This window comes from Winogradskyella pulchriflava, from assembly GCF_042434315.1.
GTDB lineage: Bacteria > Bacteroidota > Bacteroidia > Flavobacteriales > Flavobacteriaceae > Winogradskyella > Winogradskyella pulchriflava.
The window spans coordinates 1-18,866 of the sequence record NZ_JBHLTQ010000004.1 but is presented as its reverse complement, the minus strand read 5'-3'; the positions used below and the strand labels follow the sequence as shown (position 1 = coordinate 18,866).

General features: G+C 31.3%; 16 protein-coding genes and 1 pseudogene. 11 read left to right on the top strand and 6 right to left on the bottom strand.

Features of this window, described 5'->3' with window-relative positions; all coding sequences use genetic code 11:
- The first annotated feature begins 25 nt into the window (after window positions 1–25).
- From ACFFGA_RS08460 to ACFFGA_RS08445, 4 genes are all read left to right on the top strand, one after another.
- Window positions 26–214 carry a hypothetical protein gene (locus tag ACFFGA_RS08460; RefSeq protein ID WP_386062469.1) on the top strand — a complete coding sequence of 63 codons (189 nt, stop codon included), beginning with the start codon at window positions 26–28 and terminating at the stop codon, window positions 212–214.
- Between the two features lie 71 nt (window positions 215–285).
- Window positions 286–2,895: a hypothetical protein gene (locus ACFFGA_RS08455; protein ID WP_386062466.1), complete on the top strand. Its 2,610-nt coding sequence runs from the start codon at window positions 286–288 to the stop codon at window positions 2,893–2,895.
- Window positions 2,889–4,670 (top strand): metallophosphoesterase family protein, encoded by a 1,782-nt coding sequence (locus ACFFGA_RS08450; RefSeq protein ID WP_386062463.1) that lies wholly within the window; start codon window positions 2,889–2,891, stop codon window positions 4,668–4,670. Before ACFFGA_RS08455 ends, ACFFGA_RS08450 begins: the two co-directional genes overlap by 7 nt.
- A 148-nt stretch (window positions 4,671–4,818) precedes the next feature.
- Window positions 4,819–5,256 carry a hypothetical protein gene (locus tag ACFFGA_RS08445; RefSeq protein ID WP_386062460.1) on the top strand — a complete coding sequence of 146 codons (438 nt, stop codon included), beginning with the start codon at window positions 4,819–4,821 and terminating at the stop codon, window positions 5,254–5,256.
- Between the two features lie 540 nt (window positions 5,257–5,796).
- Here the strand turns inward: ACFFGA_RS08445 and ACFFGA_RS08440 are convergent.
- On the bottom strand, window positions 5,797–6,570 hold the full coding sequence (locus ACFFGA_RS08440) for an XRE family transcriptional regulator (RefSeq protein ID WP_386062457.1): 774 nt from the start codon (window positions 6,568–6,570) through the stop codon (window positions 5,797–5,799).
- A 52-nt stretch (window positions 6,571–6,622) separates the two neighbouring features.
- Here ACFFGA_RS08440 and dinB point away from each other — a divergent pair, with 52 nt between their 5' ends.
- Both dinB and ACFFGA_RS08430 read left to right on the top strand, forming a co-directional pair.
- On the top strand, window positions 6,623–7,837 hold the full coding sequence (gene dinB / locus ACFFGA_RS08435) for a DNA polymerase IV (protein ID WP_386062454.1): 1,215 nt from the start codon (window positions 6,623–6,625) through the stop codon (window positions 7,835–7,837).
- Complete coding sequence (locus tag ACFFGA_RS08430) at window positions 7,837–10,797, top strand: DNA polymerase III subunit alpha (RefSeq protein ID WP_386062451.1); 2,961 nt, start codon at window positions 7,837–7,839, stop codon at window positions 10,795–10,797. The genes dinB and ACFFGA_RS08430 overlap by 1 nt, the downstream gene beginning before the upstream one ends.
- Before the next feature lie 39 nt (window positions 10,798–10,836).
- On the opposite strand, the gene ACFFGA_RS08425 is transcribed toward ACFFGA_RS08430, so the two are convergent.
- On the bottom strand, window positions 10,837–11,019 hold the full coding sequence (locus ACFFGA_RS08425) for a hypothetical protein (protein WP_386062449.1): 183 nt from the start codon (window positions 11,017–11,019) through the stop codon (window positions 10,837–10,839).
- Window positions 11,020–11,080: 61 nt separating this feature from the next.
- Between ACFFGA_RS08425 and ACFFGA_RS08420 the strand changes: the two genes are divergently transcribed.
- The 5 genes and pseudogenes from ACFFGA_RS08420 (at window position 11,081) to ACFFGA_RS08400 (ending at window position 15,943) form a co-directional block, all read left to right on the top strand.
- On the top strand, window positions 11,081–11,809 hold the full coding sequence (locus tag ACFFGA_RS08420) for an SOS response-associated peptidase (RefSeq protein WP_386062446.1): 729 nt from the start codon (window positions 11,081–11,083) through the stop codon (window positions 11,807–11,809).
- 212 nt (window positions 11,810–12,021) lie between these two features.
- Entirely contained in the window at window positions 12,022–13,332 is a 1,311-nt protein-coding gene (locus tag ACFFGA_RS08415; RefSeq protein WP_386062444.1) for a tyrosine-type recombinase/integrase, read from the top strand.
- 3 nt (window positions 13,333–13,335) lie between these two features.
- Window positions 13,336–14,037 carry a hypothetical protein gene (locus ACFFGA_RS08410; protein WP_386062442.1) on the top strand — a complete coding sequence of 234 codons (702 nt, stop codon included), beginning with the start codon at window positions 13,336–13,338 and terminating at the stop codon, window positions 14,035–14,037.
- 44 nt (window positions 14,038–14,081) lie between these two features.
- Window positions 14,082–14,522, top strand: coding sequence for a hypothetical protein (locus ACFFGA_RS08405; protein ID WP_386062439.1), 441 nt, complete (start codon window positions 14,082–14,084; stop codon window positions 14,520–14,522).
- Window positions 14,523–14,970: 448 nt separating this feature from the next.
- Window positions 14,971–15,943: pseudogene (locus tag ACFFGA_RS08400) on the top strand (IS110 family RNA-guided transposase).
- Window positions 15,944–15,992: 49 nt separating this feature from the next.
- Here the strand turns inward: ACFFGA_RS08400 and ACFFGA_RS08395 are convergent.
- The 4 genes from ACFFGA_RS08395 to ACFFGA_RS08380 form a co-directional block, all read right to left on the bottom strand.
- The gene (locus ACFFGA_RS08395) at window positions 15,993–16,484 is read right to left on the bottom strand and encodes a MafI2 family immunity protein (protein WP_386062436.1); all 492 of its coding nucleotides are present in this window, start codon (window positions 16,482–16,484) and stop codon (window positions 15,993–15,995) included.
- A 159-nt stretch (window positions 16,485–16,643) separates the two neighbouring features.
- Window positions 16,644–17,117 carry a carboxypeptidase-like regulatory domain-containing protein gene (locus ACFFGA_RS08390; protein WP_386062433.1) on the bottom strand — a complete coding sequence of 158 codons (474 nt, stop codon included), beginning with the start codon at window positions 17,115–17,117 and terminating at the stop codon, window positions 16,644–16,646.
- Window positions 17,118–17,293: 176 nt separating this feature from the next.
- A complete protein-coding gene (locus ACFFGA_RS08385; protein ID WP_386062430.1) occupies window positions 17,294–17,785 on the bottom strand; it encodes a hypothetical protein in 492 nt (163 codons plus the stop codon).
- A gap of 130 nt (window positions 17,786–17,915) precedes the next feature.
- The gene (locus ACFFGA_RS08380) at window positions 17,916–18,725 is read right to left on the bottom strand and encodes a CPBP family intramembrane glutamic endopeptidase (protein ID WP_386062427.1); all 810 of its coding nucleotides are present in this window, start codon (window positions 18,723–18,725) and stop codon (window positions 17,916–17,918) included.
- Window positions 18,726–18,866 lie beyond the last annotated feature (141 nt).

Genomic DNA, 18,866 nt, shown 5'->3' with positions numbered 1-18,866 from the left:
GTTATATTAAATAAAAACAAAAAATATGGATGAACATTTAACATTTGAACTTGCAGTTAGGGAATTAACTGAGTTAGGTGATTTTAATTCAACAACTATCGAATTAGATAATAAGGTTTTATTTAGAGTAAAAGTAGTAGTCAATGATAAAGAATATGAAGAGTTTAATGAAGATTTAGTTGTAGCAACAATTAGATTAAGAAATAGTATTTAAAAAGAGTAGACTGTTAGAGTTGCGGTACAAACCGTAGAATATGAAATAAATAATTGTTTATGTATAAAAATATGGACATAGAATATGGTTTTCAAGTTGTGCTATCAACAATTCCTAATCAAGATAATATTGATTTTGAACAGGATATTGAGGAACATTTCTTTAAAAGCTACAAGGATAAAGTAAATAGTACCGATGAGTATTTATATAAGCCTCTAAAATTTTATATGTTGGGCAGTTATGATGTTTGCTATATTTCATTGATTGATAATTTTAAATTCTCTCATAGACTATTTGAACCTAAAAGGAAAGGATACGAAGAAGGTTTTGTTTATAATGATCATGCATTTCAAAGTTACAGCGGCTTTGCACTTAATGACAAAACCCACTTAGAAGAAATATTTACCAATAAACCGAACAAATATTTTACCGGAATAATCAATTTAAAATTGAACAACGGATTATTAATTGGTAATGGTTTAAAATATATCGAGGCTGTTGTCGCTTTACTCAGAAAGTTAATAGATATTCCTTTTTTAGTTTTTCAAACATTTTCTTGGTTCGAAATTTCATTAGTTGTTTTTTTAGACTATCCAGAAGAATTATCTAAAATCATATCTGAATTGAGAATTGCTGAGTTTAGAGATTTAGACAATGAAAAATACGATTTAAGTAATTCACTTTATTCAGAGATTTTTACTAATGCTGAGAATTTAAAGATTAATAGAACGAGTATTTTTTCTGATACACATACCTACTTTGGATTTAATGAAAACTTAATTAAAAGCGAAAGGAATAGCGAATATTTCAGTGATTTTGAAGGTCTCGTTAAAAAAGGTAAAATATCTTTAAAAACTGAAGTTGAGTGGCATGTTAAACCTGGGCATATTCATGAATTAGGAAAGACTTTGGAAAGACATAAGGATCTAAAAGCATTACTAGATGATGGAACGAAGCAATTTGTTCTGGGTAAAAGCGATTATCTTTTGAAAGAAAAAGAAACTGATATTCTATCTAATATTTATCTTATAAGATATATTATAAATTACGATGGCTACTGTGACTTATTTAAAGATGTAAGAAAGATAAAAAGTTATGTTTATTTAGATTCATCTTTTGACAAATGCAATATAAAGCCAAAAAATACTGAACCTCTATTCTGGTTTGATAAATTAAATAAGTTGTGTGTAAGTTCTCCTGATTTTTTAAGATTTGATAAACGATTAAAATCACTAAAAATTTCAAGACAGATAAGGAATAAAATCTTGAAAATTTTCTCCAACTATAACAATGGTATCCAAAACCCTATACTATTTCCTTATTTTCTAGATTTTACAGTATTCATTGAAAATTTGAAAAACCTGATTAATCACGAGTTCGATAAATCTAAAAAAAAGCTAATAGAAGTTAGGACCTTAGAAAAAAAATTAAACGAGAATATTAAAGTATTCCAAGAAGCCTATAATGTGAGATTTCTGAACGGCTATCATTTTGAGAATATCTCTGATTTCGATTTAGATTTTAATAATTCTATTCAGCAATTACTGACAAGTTACGGTACTTTTGTTTATGAATACGGCAAGTATTTTTACAATTCATATAAATCTAAAATGGATGCTGAGTATTCACCAATTATTCAATTGAATGATATAGATACTATTTCAAATGATTTATCTATAAATTATTCTGTGCATCACCTTACATCACCTGAGTTTGTATTTGCCACAATTCTAAAAGAGCTATTGAATCATTTAGATATTTATAATGACGACATAAATAAAGCTGTATTAGATCAATATAATAAAAACTTAGAATCAATAAAAGATAGCATAAATCAAAGCTATTTAGATGATATGTTCGAATCTGAACTCATCGAAATAAATTATTTTATAATTGATTCAATAAGGTTCGCTTTAACTTTTAATTTCGATTTTGATTTGTTTTTTCACTGGTTTTGGACCTATAATTTCCAAAACTCTGCACTCTTTAATACAAGCGGTATGATTAATGAATATCGATTAAAAAGTGAATTGTTCAGAATAATGCTGGTTAAAAATTATTTTGGTGTTAAAAAGAAAATGAAATGCCCATCACCTGAAATATATTCATATTGGAAAATCCACTATGACAAAATTGATAAAATCTCAAGAGCTTTTTTAGAAAGAATTGATGCGGATGGTGGTTTTTTCGGTTTTATAAATGATACGCTTGTTAAATACTTTTCTGAACACTATATGTCGAATGAAATTATAAACAACCCAGAAGAATGGCAAATAGCACTTAAAGAACTTGAAAAATTAAAATTGCGAGTAACTAATCTTGATAAATTCGATGCCCAAATAAACGGTAAGTTCATTTTTAATATTTTAGAAGAAAAAGATTATTCAAATAACCTTTATTTCTTAGATGATTTAATGTGGAAATTATTAAAAAAGCATTATTGCAGTAATAAAGAAGATATTACCACAATGAAACGAGATTGGGATAAGGGAGAAGTATTACCTCAATATAATGCCAATTATGATGAGATTTTATATTCTATTGACGCTACTGGTGGAGTTTATTTTTTTAATACTCAGAAATCAAAAGATTACTTTAAAGTCAATGCTGAATGTTTGCTGAAGATAATTGACTTTTCATTAAAACAAAAAAAACAATTTATTTCAAATAGAGTATGTTAGACACATATGTAAATATAATATGGTTAAGTGATATACATTTTCTTTCATCTTATGAAGAAGATGAAAAATATGAAAATCTAAATAACTATATAAATTCATTCCACGCACATATTGATAGCATAGCCGATAAAGATCAATATGATTATATTCTAATTTCTGGGGACACTGCCCAAGGGGGAGAAGCTAAAGAATACGAATTATTCATTGAAAGAATTTATAATAAATTAGAGAAAGCTTTCCCCAACGCATCTTTACTAATTGTGCCAGGTAATCATGATGTAAATAGATTTCAAACAAGCGAATTAACAAGTCTATTTATAGATAATATTGGAATAAATGATAAAAAGGACTTTCTATCAGTTAATAAGGAGTTTTTTTATTCTGCCTTTGAAAATTATTCCACATTTTTTCAACATAAAAAACTTCCGACCTCAGAATCGAGTTTAAAGGATAATAAACTTCTTTTTGGTTATGTGTTAAACAAAGAAAAAAAAATGCTCTTTATCCTTTTGAACTCTGCATGGTATTCGGTTGGAAACGGATTTCTAAATCACTATTTAACTGAGAGAGTGTATAATATTGACTATGATAAGGACAGAAAAGATATTTTAGAGGAGTTATCAAATGAATTCAAAGATGTTGATATCAATGTAGATAATTTTATCACATGTTTAACAAGTATTATTGAAAATAAAACGTATATTAATAACGTTAAATTGATTAATGAGTTTGTTAATAATTTAATTGAGCAAAATACTATTACAGAAGGTTGTTCTATCCCCTCTTTTGAACCCATTGTAGATGCAATAATTAAATTTAAAAGAAAATATATTCTTAAAGATATTGAATATATAACCAATGAATATGGAAAACAATTAATTGGATTGGATGTTTTTAAAAAAGAATATTTGAAGATAGAAGAGCTATATAATACCTATAATGACTTTATTGTTACAACAATAATGCATCACCCAATTAATTGGTTGGATTTCAACGAACGTATCCCCTACAAAAGCGAAAAGGATGAAATCTCAAATTTTCACGATATCAAAAACTTTACTGATCTGTTGTTAACAGGTCACGAACATGTACCTACTTACCATAAGACTGAAATGATTAATAACAATGAATTGCTTCATATTCAGGCAGGGTGTTTTATGGACGCAAAAAAACCATTAAAATTTAAAGCTAAAAAGAATTGGTTTTCAACATTATCCATTAATATAAATAAAAGAACAGTAAGTCAATCAAAGCATTATTACGATTCCGATGTATGGAATGTTGAAGAACTAGAACCTGTTAAGCTGAATAAAAAGCACGATACAGTTTTATCAAAAGATAGGAAAGAGATCATTACTACAAATACTTTTGATTTCCGAAAATTAATTGACAAAGATAATTTTGAAAAAGTTATCAAATTAGAATCTAACTTTTACTCTATTGGCAAAAGACTTTATATGATAATTGATCAACTAGAAGATAAAAACTTTGGCGTATGTTTTGATAAGTTAAAGGAAATGATCGATAAAAACTCGTTAAAGAAGATCTATTTTATAGCAATGGATCATCACCATAGTCAATTCAAATTATACTCAAATAAAGAAAATCAAAAGTTAAGGGTTTTAGATTCAATAAAAAGAGATTTTGATTTCAAGTTTGATAAATTAAGAAACAACTTCTTTAGCGAATTAAAGGAATCTGAAACTGAAAAATATAAAAAATTAAAACTCATTGGAGTTATAAAGCCATATTGGATAACCGAAACGTGTATTTAATGTATCTGAACGAGTAACACGCTCTAAATTTGTGATAATCAATGTTTTTGTATACATTTAAACGTTTTTTGAAGTAAAAACAACAATAGGGTTGCTAGATAAATTTAAAAAAGTATTATCTTTGCACCCCTTTAATAATTAACTTATTATGAAGAAAATGGAGCTTAATTCTAATCAAATAATGCTTGAATTAATTGATTATATCTTAAAGGAAGATTTAGTAAACAAATTTGATTTAAATACAATTAAAGATAGTGCTAATTCTTTCTATGAGAATTTCTATGCTTCAAAACATCGAAAAACTAAACAAAAATTAGTTGAGGAAATTGAGAAGTTTTCTTTGTACGATATGTCTAATTATAATGGATATGAAACTGCTATTATACCAAATTTAATAATGGTTCTTTCTATATTCAAGCCTGAATTTGTAAGAAAACTTACGTCAAATAGCGATAATAAAAAGTATATGGATTTTGGCGGATTAAAACGCAAAGTGTCGCCTCCAGTGGAAGCATATGAATATGTCGGTAATAACAAACTCGACATTTCACCAACGCATAGAAGCTACGGGCTATTATTCGAATAAAACTAATGTTGAAGCCATCTTCTCAGATGGCTTTTTTTGTATCCATTTTTAATTCCAATTAAGTCAAATATATTTATAATCAATCATTTTGTAGAATTTACTAATTCTTACAATTAATGAAAGTATGATTATTTACGCACTGAACCTGGAAATTAATAGTAACGGATTTGGGTTGAATCTAATAGAAAAAGATTTTTTTCGGAATTCACACCTTCCCGAAAAAGACAACTATACATCTCAATGGATTATTATCATAAAGAGGGTAGATATTAGAATCTAAAATATAGTTCTTAATATAAACAGAAAATCAAACTGTTTACGTTGCTATTCTGTTACTTACAACAACACAAAACACTGAAATAAAATGTCTTAACGGGATTTTTAGTACTAAAGCTGGGTGCAGTTCGAGAAGTATGATTATGTAGAAACCTTTTGTCACAAAACAGGTAAAAGATCAAATTGAAAAACAAGTATGGCAAATCCTATTTTAACTAATTGAAATTACTACCTTTAGGGAGTAGTAAATTCAAGGTATAGGTATCAACTCACTACCTTTCCCAAAGCCTTTAATTCCACACCAAGCTCATTAAACATATTTAGAATACTACTGATTTGAAGTTCTTCTTCCGTGTACTCTTGGGTATTGATACTACAAGTAAATTCCCATATTTCGAGAACTTCATCTATTGGTACACTATAATCGTTATAGGTTTTGTTGTCAGACATCAATAACAATGAACCGTTAAAATCTATATTGTTCATTACACGTTTGTAGACCATACCGTCATTTAGCGTAACCAAAACATAGGTTCTACCTGTCTTAATCTCGTTTCTATCTTCTATGAATCTACCTACAACAAAAGCACCATCTTTCATTGGCAACATGGAGTCACCTTTTATTGGGAAAGCTCTATGCTTTCCAGTGGGTAAAAAAGGAAGTTTAATCTTTTGAAGTTGCTCAATGTATTCAGGATCGTCATAACCATTAAGATAACCAGCGGATGCTTTTGCCGGAACTATTTCAATTAAATCATCATTATCTGAATCTACTGATATAGGGAACAGTACACGCTGTTTTCCAATTTCAATGAATGACGCATCTTTAGATTTTGTCAAATCATTTCTTAACAAGATATCGATTGGTAATCTGAAAAAATCGGATAACTGAATGAGAAATTCAATGGTTGGTGCAGACCTACCCTCTTCATATGATCCAATCCTAGACCTTGATACTTTTAGGCTTTCTGCCAGTGTTTCTTGCGTTAAGCCTTTGAGTTTTCTTAAGTGACGAATGTTTTTTGCTACAATATTCATAATACTACAAATATAAGCAATAATTACTTATATATGTAGCTAATTTTGTAAAATGGAAAAGAATATTTTACACTTGGATTTAGACACTTTTTTTGTCTCTTGCGAACGTCTTATTGATAGGCGTTTACAAAATAGACCTTTATTGGTTGGCGGAACTGGTGATAGAGGTGTTGTAGCTGCTTGCAGTTATGAAACTCGACCATTTGGAGTACATTCTGGTATGTCCATGAAATTTGCCAGAAGATTATGTCCCGAAGCAATAATTATTCGAGGTAATTCTTCCATTTACACCAAATATTCCCACTTGGTAACCCAGATTATCAAAGAAAGTGTTCCTGTTTTTGAAAAAGCAAGCGTTGACGAGTTTTATGCTGACCTTAGTGGTATGGATAAGTTTTATGGTTGCTATAAATATGCATCCGAATTGCGAAAACGCATTATTAAGGAATCAGGGCTTCCAATTTCATTTGGTTTATCCGCAAACAAAATAGTTTCTAAGGTTGCTACTGGTGAAGCAAAACCTAATAACCAATTGAAAATAGATAATGGTTTTGAAAAAGACTTCTTAGCACCACTATCCATTAGGAAAATTCCATCCGTAGGGACAAAAACCTATCAAGTGTTGCGGAACCTTGGTGTCGATACGGTAAAAGTAGTGCAAGAAATGCCATTGGAAATGATGATTAGTGCCTTGGGTATCAACGGTAAAACAATCTGGAAACGGGCACATGGTATAGATGACCCACCACTTGTGCCTTTTCATGAACGCAAATCAATTTCAACCGAACGCACTTTCAATAAGGATACAATCGATCTACACGTTTTAAAGACCACAATTTTTGCAATGGCGGAAAATTTAGCTTTTCAACTGAGAAGAGGAAATAAATTAGCAGGAACGATAAGCGTAAAAATTAGATATTCGGATTTTAACACCTACAACAAGCAAGTAAAAATACCATATTCAAGTGCGGATCATGTCATAATTCCTAGAGTACTTGAACTATTTGAAAAATTGTACCAACGACGTTTACTTATACGATTAGTTGGAGTTAAAATCAGTGATATAGTTAGTGGACATTATCAAATAAATCTGTTTGATGATACCGAAGAGATGATTAACCTTTATAATGCCATGGACAAAGTACGGATACGTTATGGAGAGTTGAGCATTATGAGAGCTTCATCAATGGGAGCAAAAACCATAGGGCGTTTTCAAAACCCTTTTAGTGGCGAACCACCAATATTATTGGCACATCGTAAACAGTGATGTATTTGAATTGTCATACATATTATTCCTTACGATACGGTACATTTTCTGAAATTGAGTTATTAGAGCTTGCCAAGGAAAATGATATTGATGTTTTGGCTTTGACCGATATCAACAACACTTCTGCTTGTTTGAACTTTATCAGGAAAGCAAAAGAGTTTCAAATTAAACCGATAATTGGAATTGATTTTAGAAGCGGTAATGACCAATTATATGTTGGTTTAGCCAAGAATAATGAGGGCTTTAGGGAGTTAAATGAATACTTGTCGTATTATTCTGAAAAAGGAATAGAATTACCTGACATTCCTAATTTACCGCTTAAAAACTGTTATATAATTTACCCTTTTGAAAAAGTTTTAGAATTAGAAAAAACGGTATTTAAGGAGAACGAATTTATAGGCGTTTCTGTTGTAGAACTCAGAAAATTACGCTTCTCTAAATTGCTTTCACAAAAGAACAAATTAGTTATACAACAACAAGTAACGATAAGAAACAAAAGAGACTTTAATGCGCATCGTTTACTGCGTGCCATTGATAAAAACTGTTTGTTAAGCAAACTAGATAAATCTGAAGAATGCTTGTTTACAGACAAAATGTACTCAAAAGCAAATTTAGAGGAGGTCTTTAAAGAATTTCCCTTTATACTAGATAACACAAGGCATATACTTGAAGATTGCAGAATTGATTTCTCATTTGGTAATAACAGAACATCACAAAATCTAAAACTCTATACGGATTCTTCTGAAAATGATTATGCATTATTAGAGCATTTATGCTATGAGAACATAAATAAACGGTATAAAAACCCTTTACCTCCAGTCAAAAAACGGTTAAAAACTGAGCTTAGAACAATAAAAAAACTAGGATTTGTATCATTCTTTTTAATTAATTATGATATTGTTTGTTATGCTAAAAGCAAAGGCTATTTTCATGTTGGTCGTGGTAGTGGTGCTAATAGCATAGTTGCCTACATTATTGGTATTACGGACGTAGACCCAATTGAACTTGACTTGTACTTTGAGCGTTTTATCAATCCGTTTAGAGCATCACCACCAGACTTTGATATTGACTTTTCTTGGAAGGACAGAGACGATGTTACCGCATATATTTTTAAACGGTTTAAGCATACAGCATTAATGGCTACTTACAATACATTTAAATACCGTGCTGTGGTAAGAGAATTAGGCAAAGTGTTCGGTTTGCCAAAAGAAGAAATTGATAAATTAAGTAAGGGTAATTATACCTTTTCTAATTTAGATGACATCTCTAAATTGGTACTACGCTATGGCAAACTTATAGAGGGCTTCCCTAACTATCTTAGCGTGCATTCCGCAGGCATCATCATCTTAGAGAAACCAGTGCATTATTATTCCGCTACAGATCTTCCACCCAAAGGATTCCCAACGGTTCAGTTTGATATGATAATTGCTGAAGATGTTGGCATTTTTAAGTTCGACATTTTAGGGCAACGTGGCTTGGCAAAAATTAAAGAAGCCTTGGAAATTATTAAAACCACCAGACCAGAAGCACAAGATATAGACATTACAAATGTAGAAGCCTTTAAGGCAGACAAAAACATCAATCAACTGCTAAAATCGGGTGGTGCTATTGGTGCATATTATGTAGAATCTCCAGCGATGCGTGGACTAATGCAACAGTTACAAACTGATAATTATTTGGGTTTGGTTGCTGCCAGTTCCATTATTAGACCAGGTGTATCTAGTTCGGGTATGAAAGACGAATATATTAGACGCCATCGTAACCCTGAAAAACGAAAAGATGCTCATCCTATATTAATGCAAATTATGCCAGAGACTTATGGAGTTATGGTTTATCAAGAAGATGTGCTTAAAGTAGCAAATCAGTTTGCTGATCTTACACTTGGCGAAGCTGATATACTGCGACGAGGAATGAGTGGTAAATATCGGTCAAGGAAAGAGTTTTTAGAGGTAGAACAAAAGTTTATATCCAATTGTAGAAATAAAGGCTTTAATGATGATTTAATTTTTGAGGTGTGGAATCAGATCAAAAGTTTTGCAGGCTATGCGTTTGCTAAAGGACATTCGGCATCCTATGCCGTAGAAAGTTACCAAAGTTTGTTCTTAAAGTGTTACTACCCTTTGGAGTTTATGACCGCTGTTTTAAATAATGGTGGTGGCTTTTATAGTGCAGAACATTATTTACATGAAGCTAAAAAGCAAGGTGCAAATATTTGTTTACCATGTATCAATAAAAGCGACCATCCTAATAGGCTAATAGGAACTTCTATTTACTTGGGTTTTGGTTATCTTAAAAATTTGGAAACCTATACCATTCAAAGAATAATTAGTGAAAGGCAATTACATGGAATTTATAAATCTCTTGATGATTTTATAGATCGGATAGTTATTAGCATTGAACAGTTAACGATACTCATACGTATCAACGCCTTTAGATTTACAAAAAAGCATAAAACTGAATTGTTGTGGCATGCTATTTTTAAACTTAATGCTAATGGTATAAAAAGTAAGCAGGCACAGCTTTTTAAAATCCAACACAAACAATTTAACCTTCCTAAACTTAAAACGAATTGGGTTGAAGATGCCTATGATGAAATGGAACTACTAGGTTTTCCATTGTGTGATTACTTTAATATGATAAATGAAGAAATGCATGGAGGAATCTTAGCTAATGAAATGAAGGATTTTGTGGGCAAAAATATATTTATTTATGGTAGCTTAGTAACAACTAGATTTAATAAGACATCTCAAGGTAAACTTATTAGGTTAAGTACATTTATTGATAAAGCAGGTAGTTATTTTGATGCGGTACACTTTAGTGACGTAGTTGATAAATACCCAATTAACGGCTTGGGCACTTATGCTTGTTATGGTACAATAAAGGATCGATTTGGTTTTTACAGCATGGTTATAGTTAAAAGTAAAAAATTGGGGATACTTCCAGATCCTAGAGTATTTTGAAAAATTTAATCATATACATCCGTTTATCACTAATACTTACTATGTATAAAAACCAAATATATAATCTTCATCACCCAGTTCGTCATTTACTAATGTAAAACCGTCTTCATTCCATTGTGCCAAACTCTTTCTTCCATTATTAGACAGATTTCGAATCAACACTTTATATAATTTATTTTCCTTAGGCTGCTCTTCTGAAAGATCTTTTAGTTTTAATTCCATATTATCAATAATTATAGATAAATTTAATCAATAATAACAAAATAAAAATCATCTAGGTTATATGTGTTTCCATACCAGCACTACTGATAAGGTTAAAAAATTAGAGAAGCATTTCAAAGTTAACATAGTTGATCCTTCAATGGAGAAATATTTTGACAAACCTACCTATCATCACAATGGCTTTTCTCATCCAAATATGTTAGTCATACCACAAGAACGCTCTGATGTTTTAGCCCCCGGAATATGGGGAATTGTACCCAACTATAAAACCAAGGACGAAATTAAAGATTACCATAAAGAAGCAGTGCGTTATGGTGGAGGCTTAAATGCTCGCTCAGAAAAGGCATTCAATCATTTTATCTATAAAGAAGCAATTATGGACAAACGTTGCATAATCCCTGTTTCTGGCTTTTTTGAACCACATGACCACAATGGAAAAAAATACCCATTTTATTTTAAGGATAAAAATGATGAACCTATCGCATTGGCAGGACTTTATACGGTAATTGATACCTATATAACATTTACTATTTTGACAAAAGAGGCTTCGCCATTATTTGCCAAAATTCATAATAAAAAAAATAGACAACCTTTGATTTTAGATCAAGAATTAACCCATAATTGGTTGTCAGTTGATTTAGAAGAAACGGATGTCGAAGACATTCTGAACTTCAGCTTCCCAGAAGACGAATTGGAGACTTATTCGGTAAGTAAAGATTTGTATAGTCCTAAAGTTGATAGTAATGTGAAAACGATTATAGATAAATATGAATATGAGGAATTGTCATAGTATTATAAAGCAATTTTTATTATTTTAGTTTTTTGGTTTAATCAGAGTACACAATACAGTACACGATTTTTAAGCGAAATGCCATTTTGGGGCAGTTTCAGGGTGATTTGTCGAACTCATAACCCGAAGGTCACTGGTTCGAGTCCAGTTCCCGCTACTAAGTGTAAATAACTCTAAAATTAACGGTTTAGTTCACTCTAAACCGTTTTTTTATGCAAAGTATTTATGAATTAGTTACCTTAGAGTGTCAAAATGAACACGATTTAGAACACACTTTGGAACACAAGACAAAATTTTCTCAACCTAAGGTTTTTGATGCCAATGGTGATTTAAATAAACGCTGGTACGTTTATTTTTCTTATCGCAATCCATTAACAGGTAAACTAGAACGCCAAAAGAATATTTATGGTAAAGCTCATCGTTTTAAAACGAAGGCTGAACGTTATTCAGTATTAAATCTTTATAAGAAACGTTTATTAAAGTTTCTAAATGATGGGTTCAATCCCTATGAGGATAATACAAAACTTTATAAAGATAAAATGGTTGTTAAACGTAACGGAAATGTAAATGATAAACAACAGTTTCTTAAGAATTTGCAACCTGGTTTGCAGGAGGTTGCTCTGCAACCAAAAACAATAAAGGAAGCTTTTGATAAGGCTATGTTGCTTAAAACCAATGTGGTTAGTACAACAACCCTTAAAGATTATCAGAGTCGTATCAACCAATTTCAAAGATGGTTGCTCGAAAATCACAAAACCGCAACCTTCATCAACCAAGTTTCTAAGAAAATGGTGGTTGCATTTTTAAATAGTATTCAATTAAATACCTCTGCAAGAAATAGGAATAACTATAGAACGGTCTTTAGTAGTATATTCCAAATCCTTGAGGATAATGAATTTATTGAGAAGAACTTTATCTCTCAAATTAAATCTATAAAAACGCAACCGAAACGTAATAAAACGTATTCATTAAAAGAGCAAGAAGCCATATTTAAATATTTAGAAGCTAATGATCAAATTTTATTGCTTTATATAAAATTTGTTTCTTACAATTTGCTAAGGCCAATCGAAGTATGTCGATTACGAATAAAAAATATCAATCTAGAACAAAAAACGCTTCAATTTCAAGCCAAGAATAAAGTTTTAAAAACGAAAATCATTCCTGAAATACTATTTAATGAACTACCAGATTTATCTAAAATGGATGGTGAATTACTGTTGTTTACACCAGATAGAATTGGAGGACTTTGGGATACACAGCTAAATAATCGAAGAGACTATTTTAGTAAACGTTTTAAAACGGTAGTTAAAGACCATTTTGGATATAATGAAAATTATGGTTTATACAGTTTTAGGCATACGTTTATTACTAAACTCTATAGAGCACTGGTTAAAAAATCATCACCATATGAGGCAAAGAGCAAGCTTATGCAAATTACAGGACATTCTACTATGACAGCACTAGAGAAATACTTAAGAGATATTGATGCTGAATTACCAGAGGATTATTCAAACTTATTATAGACTATGGGATTAAATAGTGATATGCAAAGCTTAATAGATAATATAAAGCAACCTATGGTTTTTTATTTATCTAGAAGTCTGTTTGAAATTGCCATAAAAAAGGACTTAAAACCATTAGAAGATTTAGGTTTATTCAATTCCTTAGTTGTTCTCAATTCTAAAGGAGAAACTAAATTGATATCAAATGCTTTTCAATTCGCACAAGTATCAGAAAAAAGTAGAATTCTAAAATCTAATGTTTTTGAATTATTAGAGTTAAGATCAAAACTAGATAAGAAGGCTTTTCATTATTTAATTGATGAGTATTTTAAAGAGTTAAATAATTTGATAATTATAGCAGATACTGTTAGAAAAGAGGCTAAAACAGAAGTTAATAATTACGAGTCCTACATGCAAAATTATTTAGAACTTCAGTATAAAACTTTTAAAGCGCATCAAGAAGAGTTGGAAGGTCATTTTGGTGAATGGAAAACCTGGTTTGAACTTGAACGTGTATTTAAACTATCACCTTATGACCTTGACAAAGGAGAATACAAAAAAAGCAACATAACAAATGCTAATAAACCAAAAACCGAAACTGTTAATCAGTCTAAAACAAAGTCATCAGCTAAAAAAGTCTTACTAAATGAAGATGAAGTAGATAAACACCTTTTAGAATCGGTTTTCAATATTGATTTCTCAAAGATTGATGATGAAAAAAGATAAATATTTAGTATTTTAACGTTAAATGAACGTTTATTTAACGAATAATGAAACAAATAAAATACTATACCTGCGAATATTGCTATAAAGAATATATTCCTAAACGAAGAGGCGTGCAGAAGTACTGTAGTAACTCATGTCGATCTAATGCATGTCGAGTACGAAATTCAAGTAACACAAAAACGGATGCTATAAAACATTTAGAAAACAAAGATTTAAATCGATCAGAAGAAAAAATGTCATTAGCCGGTGTAGGTAATGCTACAGCTGGAGTTATGATTGCAAATACCATTAAAGCAGTATTTACAAAAGAGGATGACAAAGCTGCTACTAAGCGTGATTTAAAGTTATTAACAGAAAAACTTTTTAGTAGATATCATTTGGTAATGAACTTAGAGCCAAATTCTAACGGTGAGTATCCTTATTTTGATTTAGAGAAAAATATAATCGTATATCTATATACTAATAACATAGTCACAAAAAAGTAGATATTTATTATTTTAATAATTTTTATTGCATTGTTTTTGAATATACTTGATTAAAATTCTAAAAAAAAAATCGCGAAAAAAAGGTTGGCAAAAAATTGCGAATTGTATTGTCTTTAACGTGTATGTGTATGGTTAGTTGCGTGCAAATACGCTGTTATTCTTTGCTAAGCAATATAGTGAATTTTGAGAAAAAATCCTGCGCTTAGCCAACATTAGCAATTAACTATACACGTCTTAAGTTTACAATCTATTAAATTTAAGGTATAAATCAGAAAGAACAAAAGAGAGGATTAAGGTTATTATACACGCAGAAGCCTAGACTTCGTCAACATTGAAAATCCCCTCTCTTTTCTACCCAGATTTCGTACAGTTCTATGAGGCCTTTTGGACCTCGCTTTTAAGTCGTTGAAACTCGTGTAGATTGTCCTTTCAAAAAAAACATTTTGTTATGAATAAAGGTATTAAATATTTTGGGATTGACATTAGCCATTTAGTGTTTGACGTTACGGATTCAGATGGCAATTACTATCAGTTTAAAAACAATGAGTTTGGGTTTAAAAAATTCTCTAAACTCTTGGATTGCAATAGCCATTGCGTTATGGAGGCCACAGGTTATTACCATTACCAGTTGGCTTATCATTTACTGGAATCGGGTATCAAGGTATCGGTAGAAAACCCGTTAGCGGTAAAACGTTTCATCCAGATGGGACTATCAAAGATCAAGACCGACAAGAGCGATTCAAAACTTATATGTACTTATGCAGAACAAGTGGAACTGAAGCTATGGCAAGGTAATTCCAAAAGTGAAATAGAGAGCCTTCAAATCGTTAGAGCCCTTTCGGTATATACAAAACAGAGCACCATGCTAAAGAACAAACTACATGGTGAAGCGGTTTTGGGCAATCCAAGTAAGCTCGTCGTCACGTCTTTAAAACGTGAGTCTGAGACAGTTGACAAAAGAGATAAAAACGTTGGAGGATAAACTATTGGCTTTAGTAAAAATAGCACACCAAGATCTGTTTACACGTTTAAAGACCATCCCTGGAATTTGTCCAAAAACAGCGATTATGTTAGTGGTCCTGACAGGTGGCTTTGATCGTTTTAATAGTGCAAGTGAGCTGTGCAGTTATGCAGGGTTGACTCCTGTGATTAGACAAAGTGGTAGCAGTGTAAAAGGGCGACCAAGAATAAGCAAAATAGGGAATCAGAAACTGAGGAATTTATTATTCATGTGCAGTTTTAATGCATGTAAGTACAACAAAGCTTGTAGAGATTTATATGAGCGCATTCTAGCCAAAGGAAAGAGTAAAAAATTAGCGTTAATCGCAGTATGCAATAAACTATTGAAACAAGCCTTTGCAATTGCTAAATCGGGATTAATATATGATGATACTTATAGAAGCACGTTGGTGAAAAATTAATGCGATTTTACTTGTTTTTTACCACAGTACTTTGTTAGGTGCAGTTTTTTTATTCCGCTTCTACTTTTATTTCCGTTCTACAGGCAGTTCCGCAAACTTTGCAAATTCCGTCAATGTAAATTTTTCCGCCGAATTCATATTCGATTGGGTAATGCAATCCAGTATCCGCTTTTTTACATTTTCCGCAATAATTATTTTCCGTAAACCATTCCTGTTCGTCTATATCTCTTTCTTTAAAATTCCTTTCCATTCTTTCATAGACGACATTTTTTAAAACTCTTGGTTTTTCATACGGTTTTACTTTTTCGAACATTTCATTAATTCCATATTCCCAAGTAAAATCCGCAATTATTTCAGTTCCAGCTACAGCACAATCTTCTATATCATCTTCGGTTGCTGAATAATCTAATATACATAACCATTGAACTTCTTTATCTATTAATTCAATTGACGCTTTACGTAAAGATTTCGGCGTATTTCCTCCGAGTGCTCTTTTAGCACTACTTTTTAAAAATTCGTTTATGTCTTTCCCGAAGTTCATCGTTTCTCAAATTGCACCTAACGTGTTTGTGTATGGTTAGTTGCGTGGTTAAGCAACTAATTTAGTAAACATTCACGAGCCAGAGAAAATTCCGCAGGAATTTTCGCAAGTAAGCACATAAAAAGCAATTAATTATACACGGTGTTGGCATTTCGTTTTTTATTTATTCGTGTTATTATAAAACTCCACTTGATTCCATTTATATTCAGTTGTTCCGTCTCCTTGACCGAGAATTGCTGAAAAGCTTATAATTTCTCCAGTTCCGACTTTTACGTTTTTAACTTTTAGATTATTAAATCCAATAAATTGCACTTGTAAATCATATTCAGATGCAGGCATTGTAAATTGAAATTCGCCTTTCGAGTCAGATGTTGTTCCGATTAAAGAGTCAGTTTTTAGGTCTCTTACCCAAATATTTGTAAATGCAAAATTATCAGTCAGAGTATCTTTTTCATTAATTGACTTTGCATAAATTTTTCCAGAAATACTCGCAAGAGTTGTGTCCGCAATTCCGATTCTTTTCAGATTAAGTATTTCACTATCAATTGAAACAATATTCAGAACTGGCTCAAGTCCGCAAGAATAGATTTTTTTCGAACAGCTAATTAGTCCGATTAAAATTCCTGTTGTCAATATGATTGTTCTGATTTTCATAAATGAATGCCAACGGTCTCGTATAACCGTCAGTTACGGGTTAATATGCGTTAATCTTCGGTTTAGCACAGACGTTAGCAATTCCTAGTGGATTCGGACGAAGTCGAATCCGCCGTAATTGCGTTTATACATTGTTGTACGCTGGCTTTTTATTTTTAAAATTTCCACCAAGGTTTTTTCGGTTCTAGTGGTTTAATATCTTTTTCAATTTCCCAAAAGGATTGGTTAAACTTTTCATTCAGAGTTTTTTCAGTCAAGCTGTGTCCATATGGATAAATTCCGTCTTCGAGTCCGTTTTGAATTCTTTTCATCATTCTTTGTCCAGGCCAACAAGTTGTTCCATCTCCAAGTTCGACAGCAATATTAATTTCTCCTTGTGGGTCATTGTCGTCAGTAATCCATTTTGAATTAGGAACATTTTTAATCAAAGTTTCTCCAATATATGCTCCGAGTGAAAAAATAATTCCGCCTAAATTCTTTGATAGTCTGCGTCCTTTTACTGGTTGTCCATCTTTGGTGTGCATTTGAACAAACTTGTCGATTTCCATTAAACTATTTATCGAATAGTCCAAAGTCAGTCCATCTTCTTTAAACGCTTTTACAATCCAATCTGAATATTTTAAAATATCATTTTTCAATGTCGCCATTCGGTAGTTTTTTTAGCTTGCGTACAACGGTCTCGGCTATGAGTAGTTGCGTGGTTTAGCACTTAAGTTTGCAAGTACACACCAAGTTGGAAATTCCGCAGGAATTTCCAAAGTAGGCGAGTAGAAGCAATTACTTATAGCCATTGTTAGCCACTGTTATTTTTTTAATTCCAATATACGATAATCCCATTCCAAAAATAAATAACAACCAATAGACGAAATTGTAATTCAGTCCGTAGCTCCATTCATAATATGATTTTCCATAAGCCACTAATAGCAACCAACTTAAATTGGTCAGAAAGTGTAAGATTATCGTATAAAATATATTTTTAGTTCTATTATATATTAAGCACGCTATAATTCCAAAAATGAATGTGGGTAATAGGTTTCTATAACTTGGTAAGTGAATTATAGAGAAACAAATACTTGAAACAAGTATTGAAATAGTTAATGAGTGTTTTTTTAATACCTCTCCGAATAAAAACTTACGAAAGAAAAGTTCCTCGAATATTGGTGCAATTATTAAAACAGATATTCCACGATAGAGAATTGACAAGTTCGAACTTTCGGAAAATTCAAATGGTTTTAATTCCGCACCACTGAAATAATCACAAATTTTGCTGAAGTCAAATAACGGTCGGTCAAACAATTCAAGTCCAATGGTGATTAAAATCAAATAGAGAATGAAATCAGGTTTTACGCCTTTTACTTTTTCAATTCTGTTGTCAAATCTGAAGATAGTTTTATACGACAAGTAAAAAACTATTAAGTAAGCTATTACTGTTGGTATTCGACTTGTAATTCCGAAATAATGAATCAGACTGTTATCACTTAAAGAATCACTTACTTTTGGCTCTATGAATTCATAAACTCCTAAAGAAATTAGAACTTCTAATCCCATTAATAAGGCGGTAAGTAAAATGGCTTTGAGGATGTTCATTTATAATTGTGGCTAACGTTTATGTGTATGGAAAGTTGCGTGCTTGTGTGCGAGGATTTTCCGAAGGAAAATCGGATGCAAGCAAGCAAAGCAACTGACATTGGTTTAGTATAAAACTAGCAATTTTTTATACACGGTGTT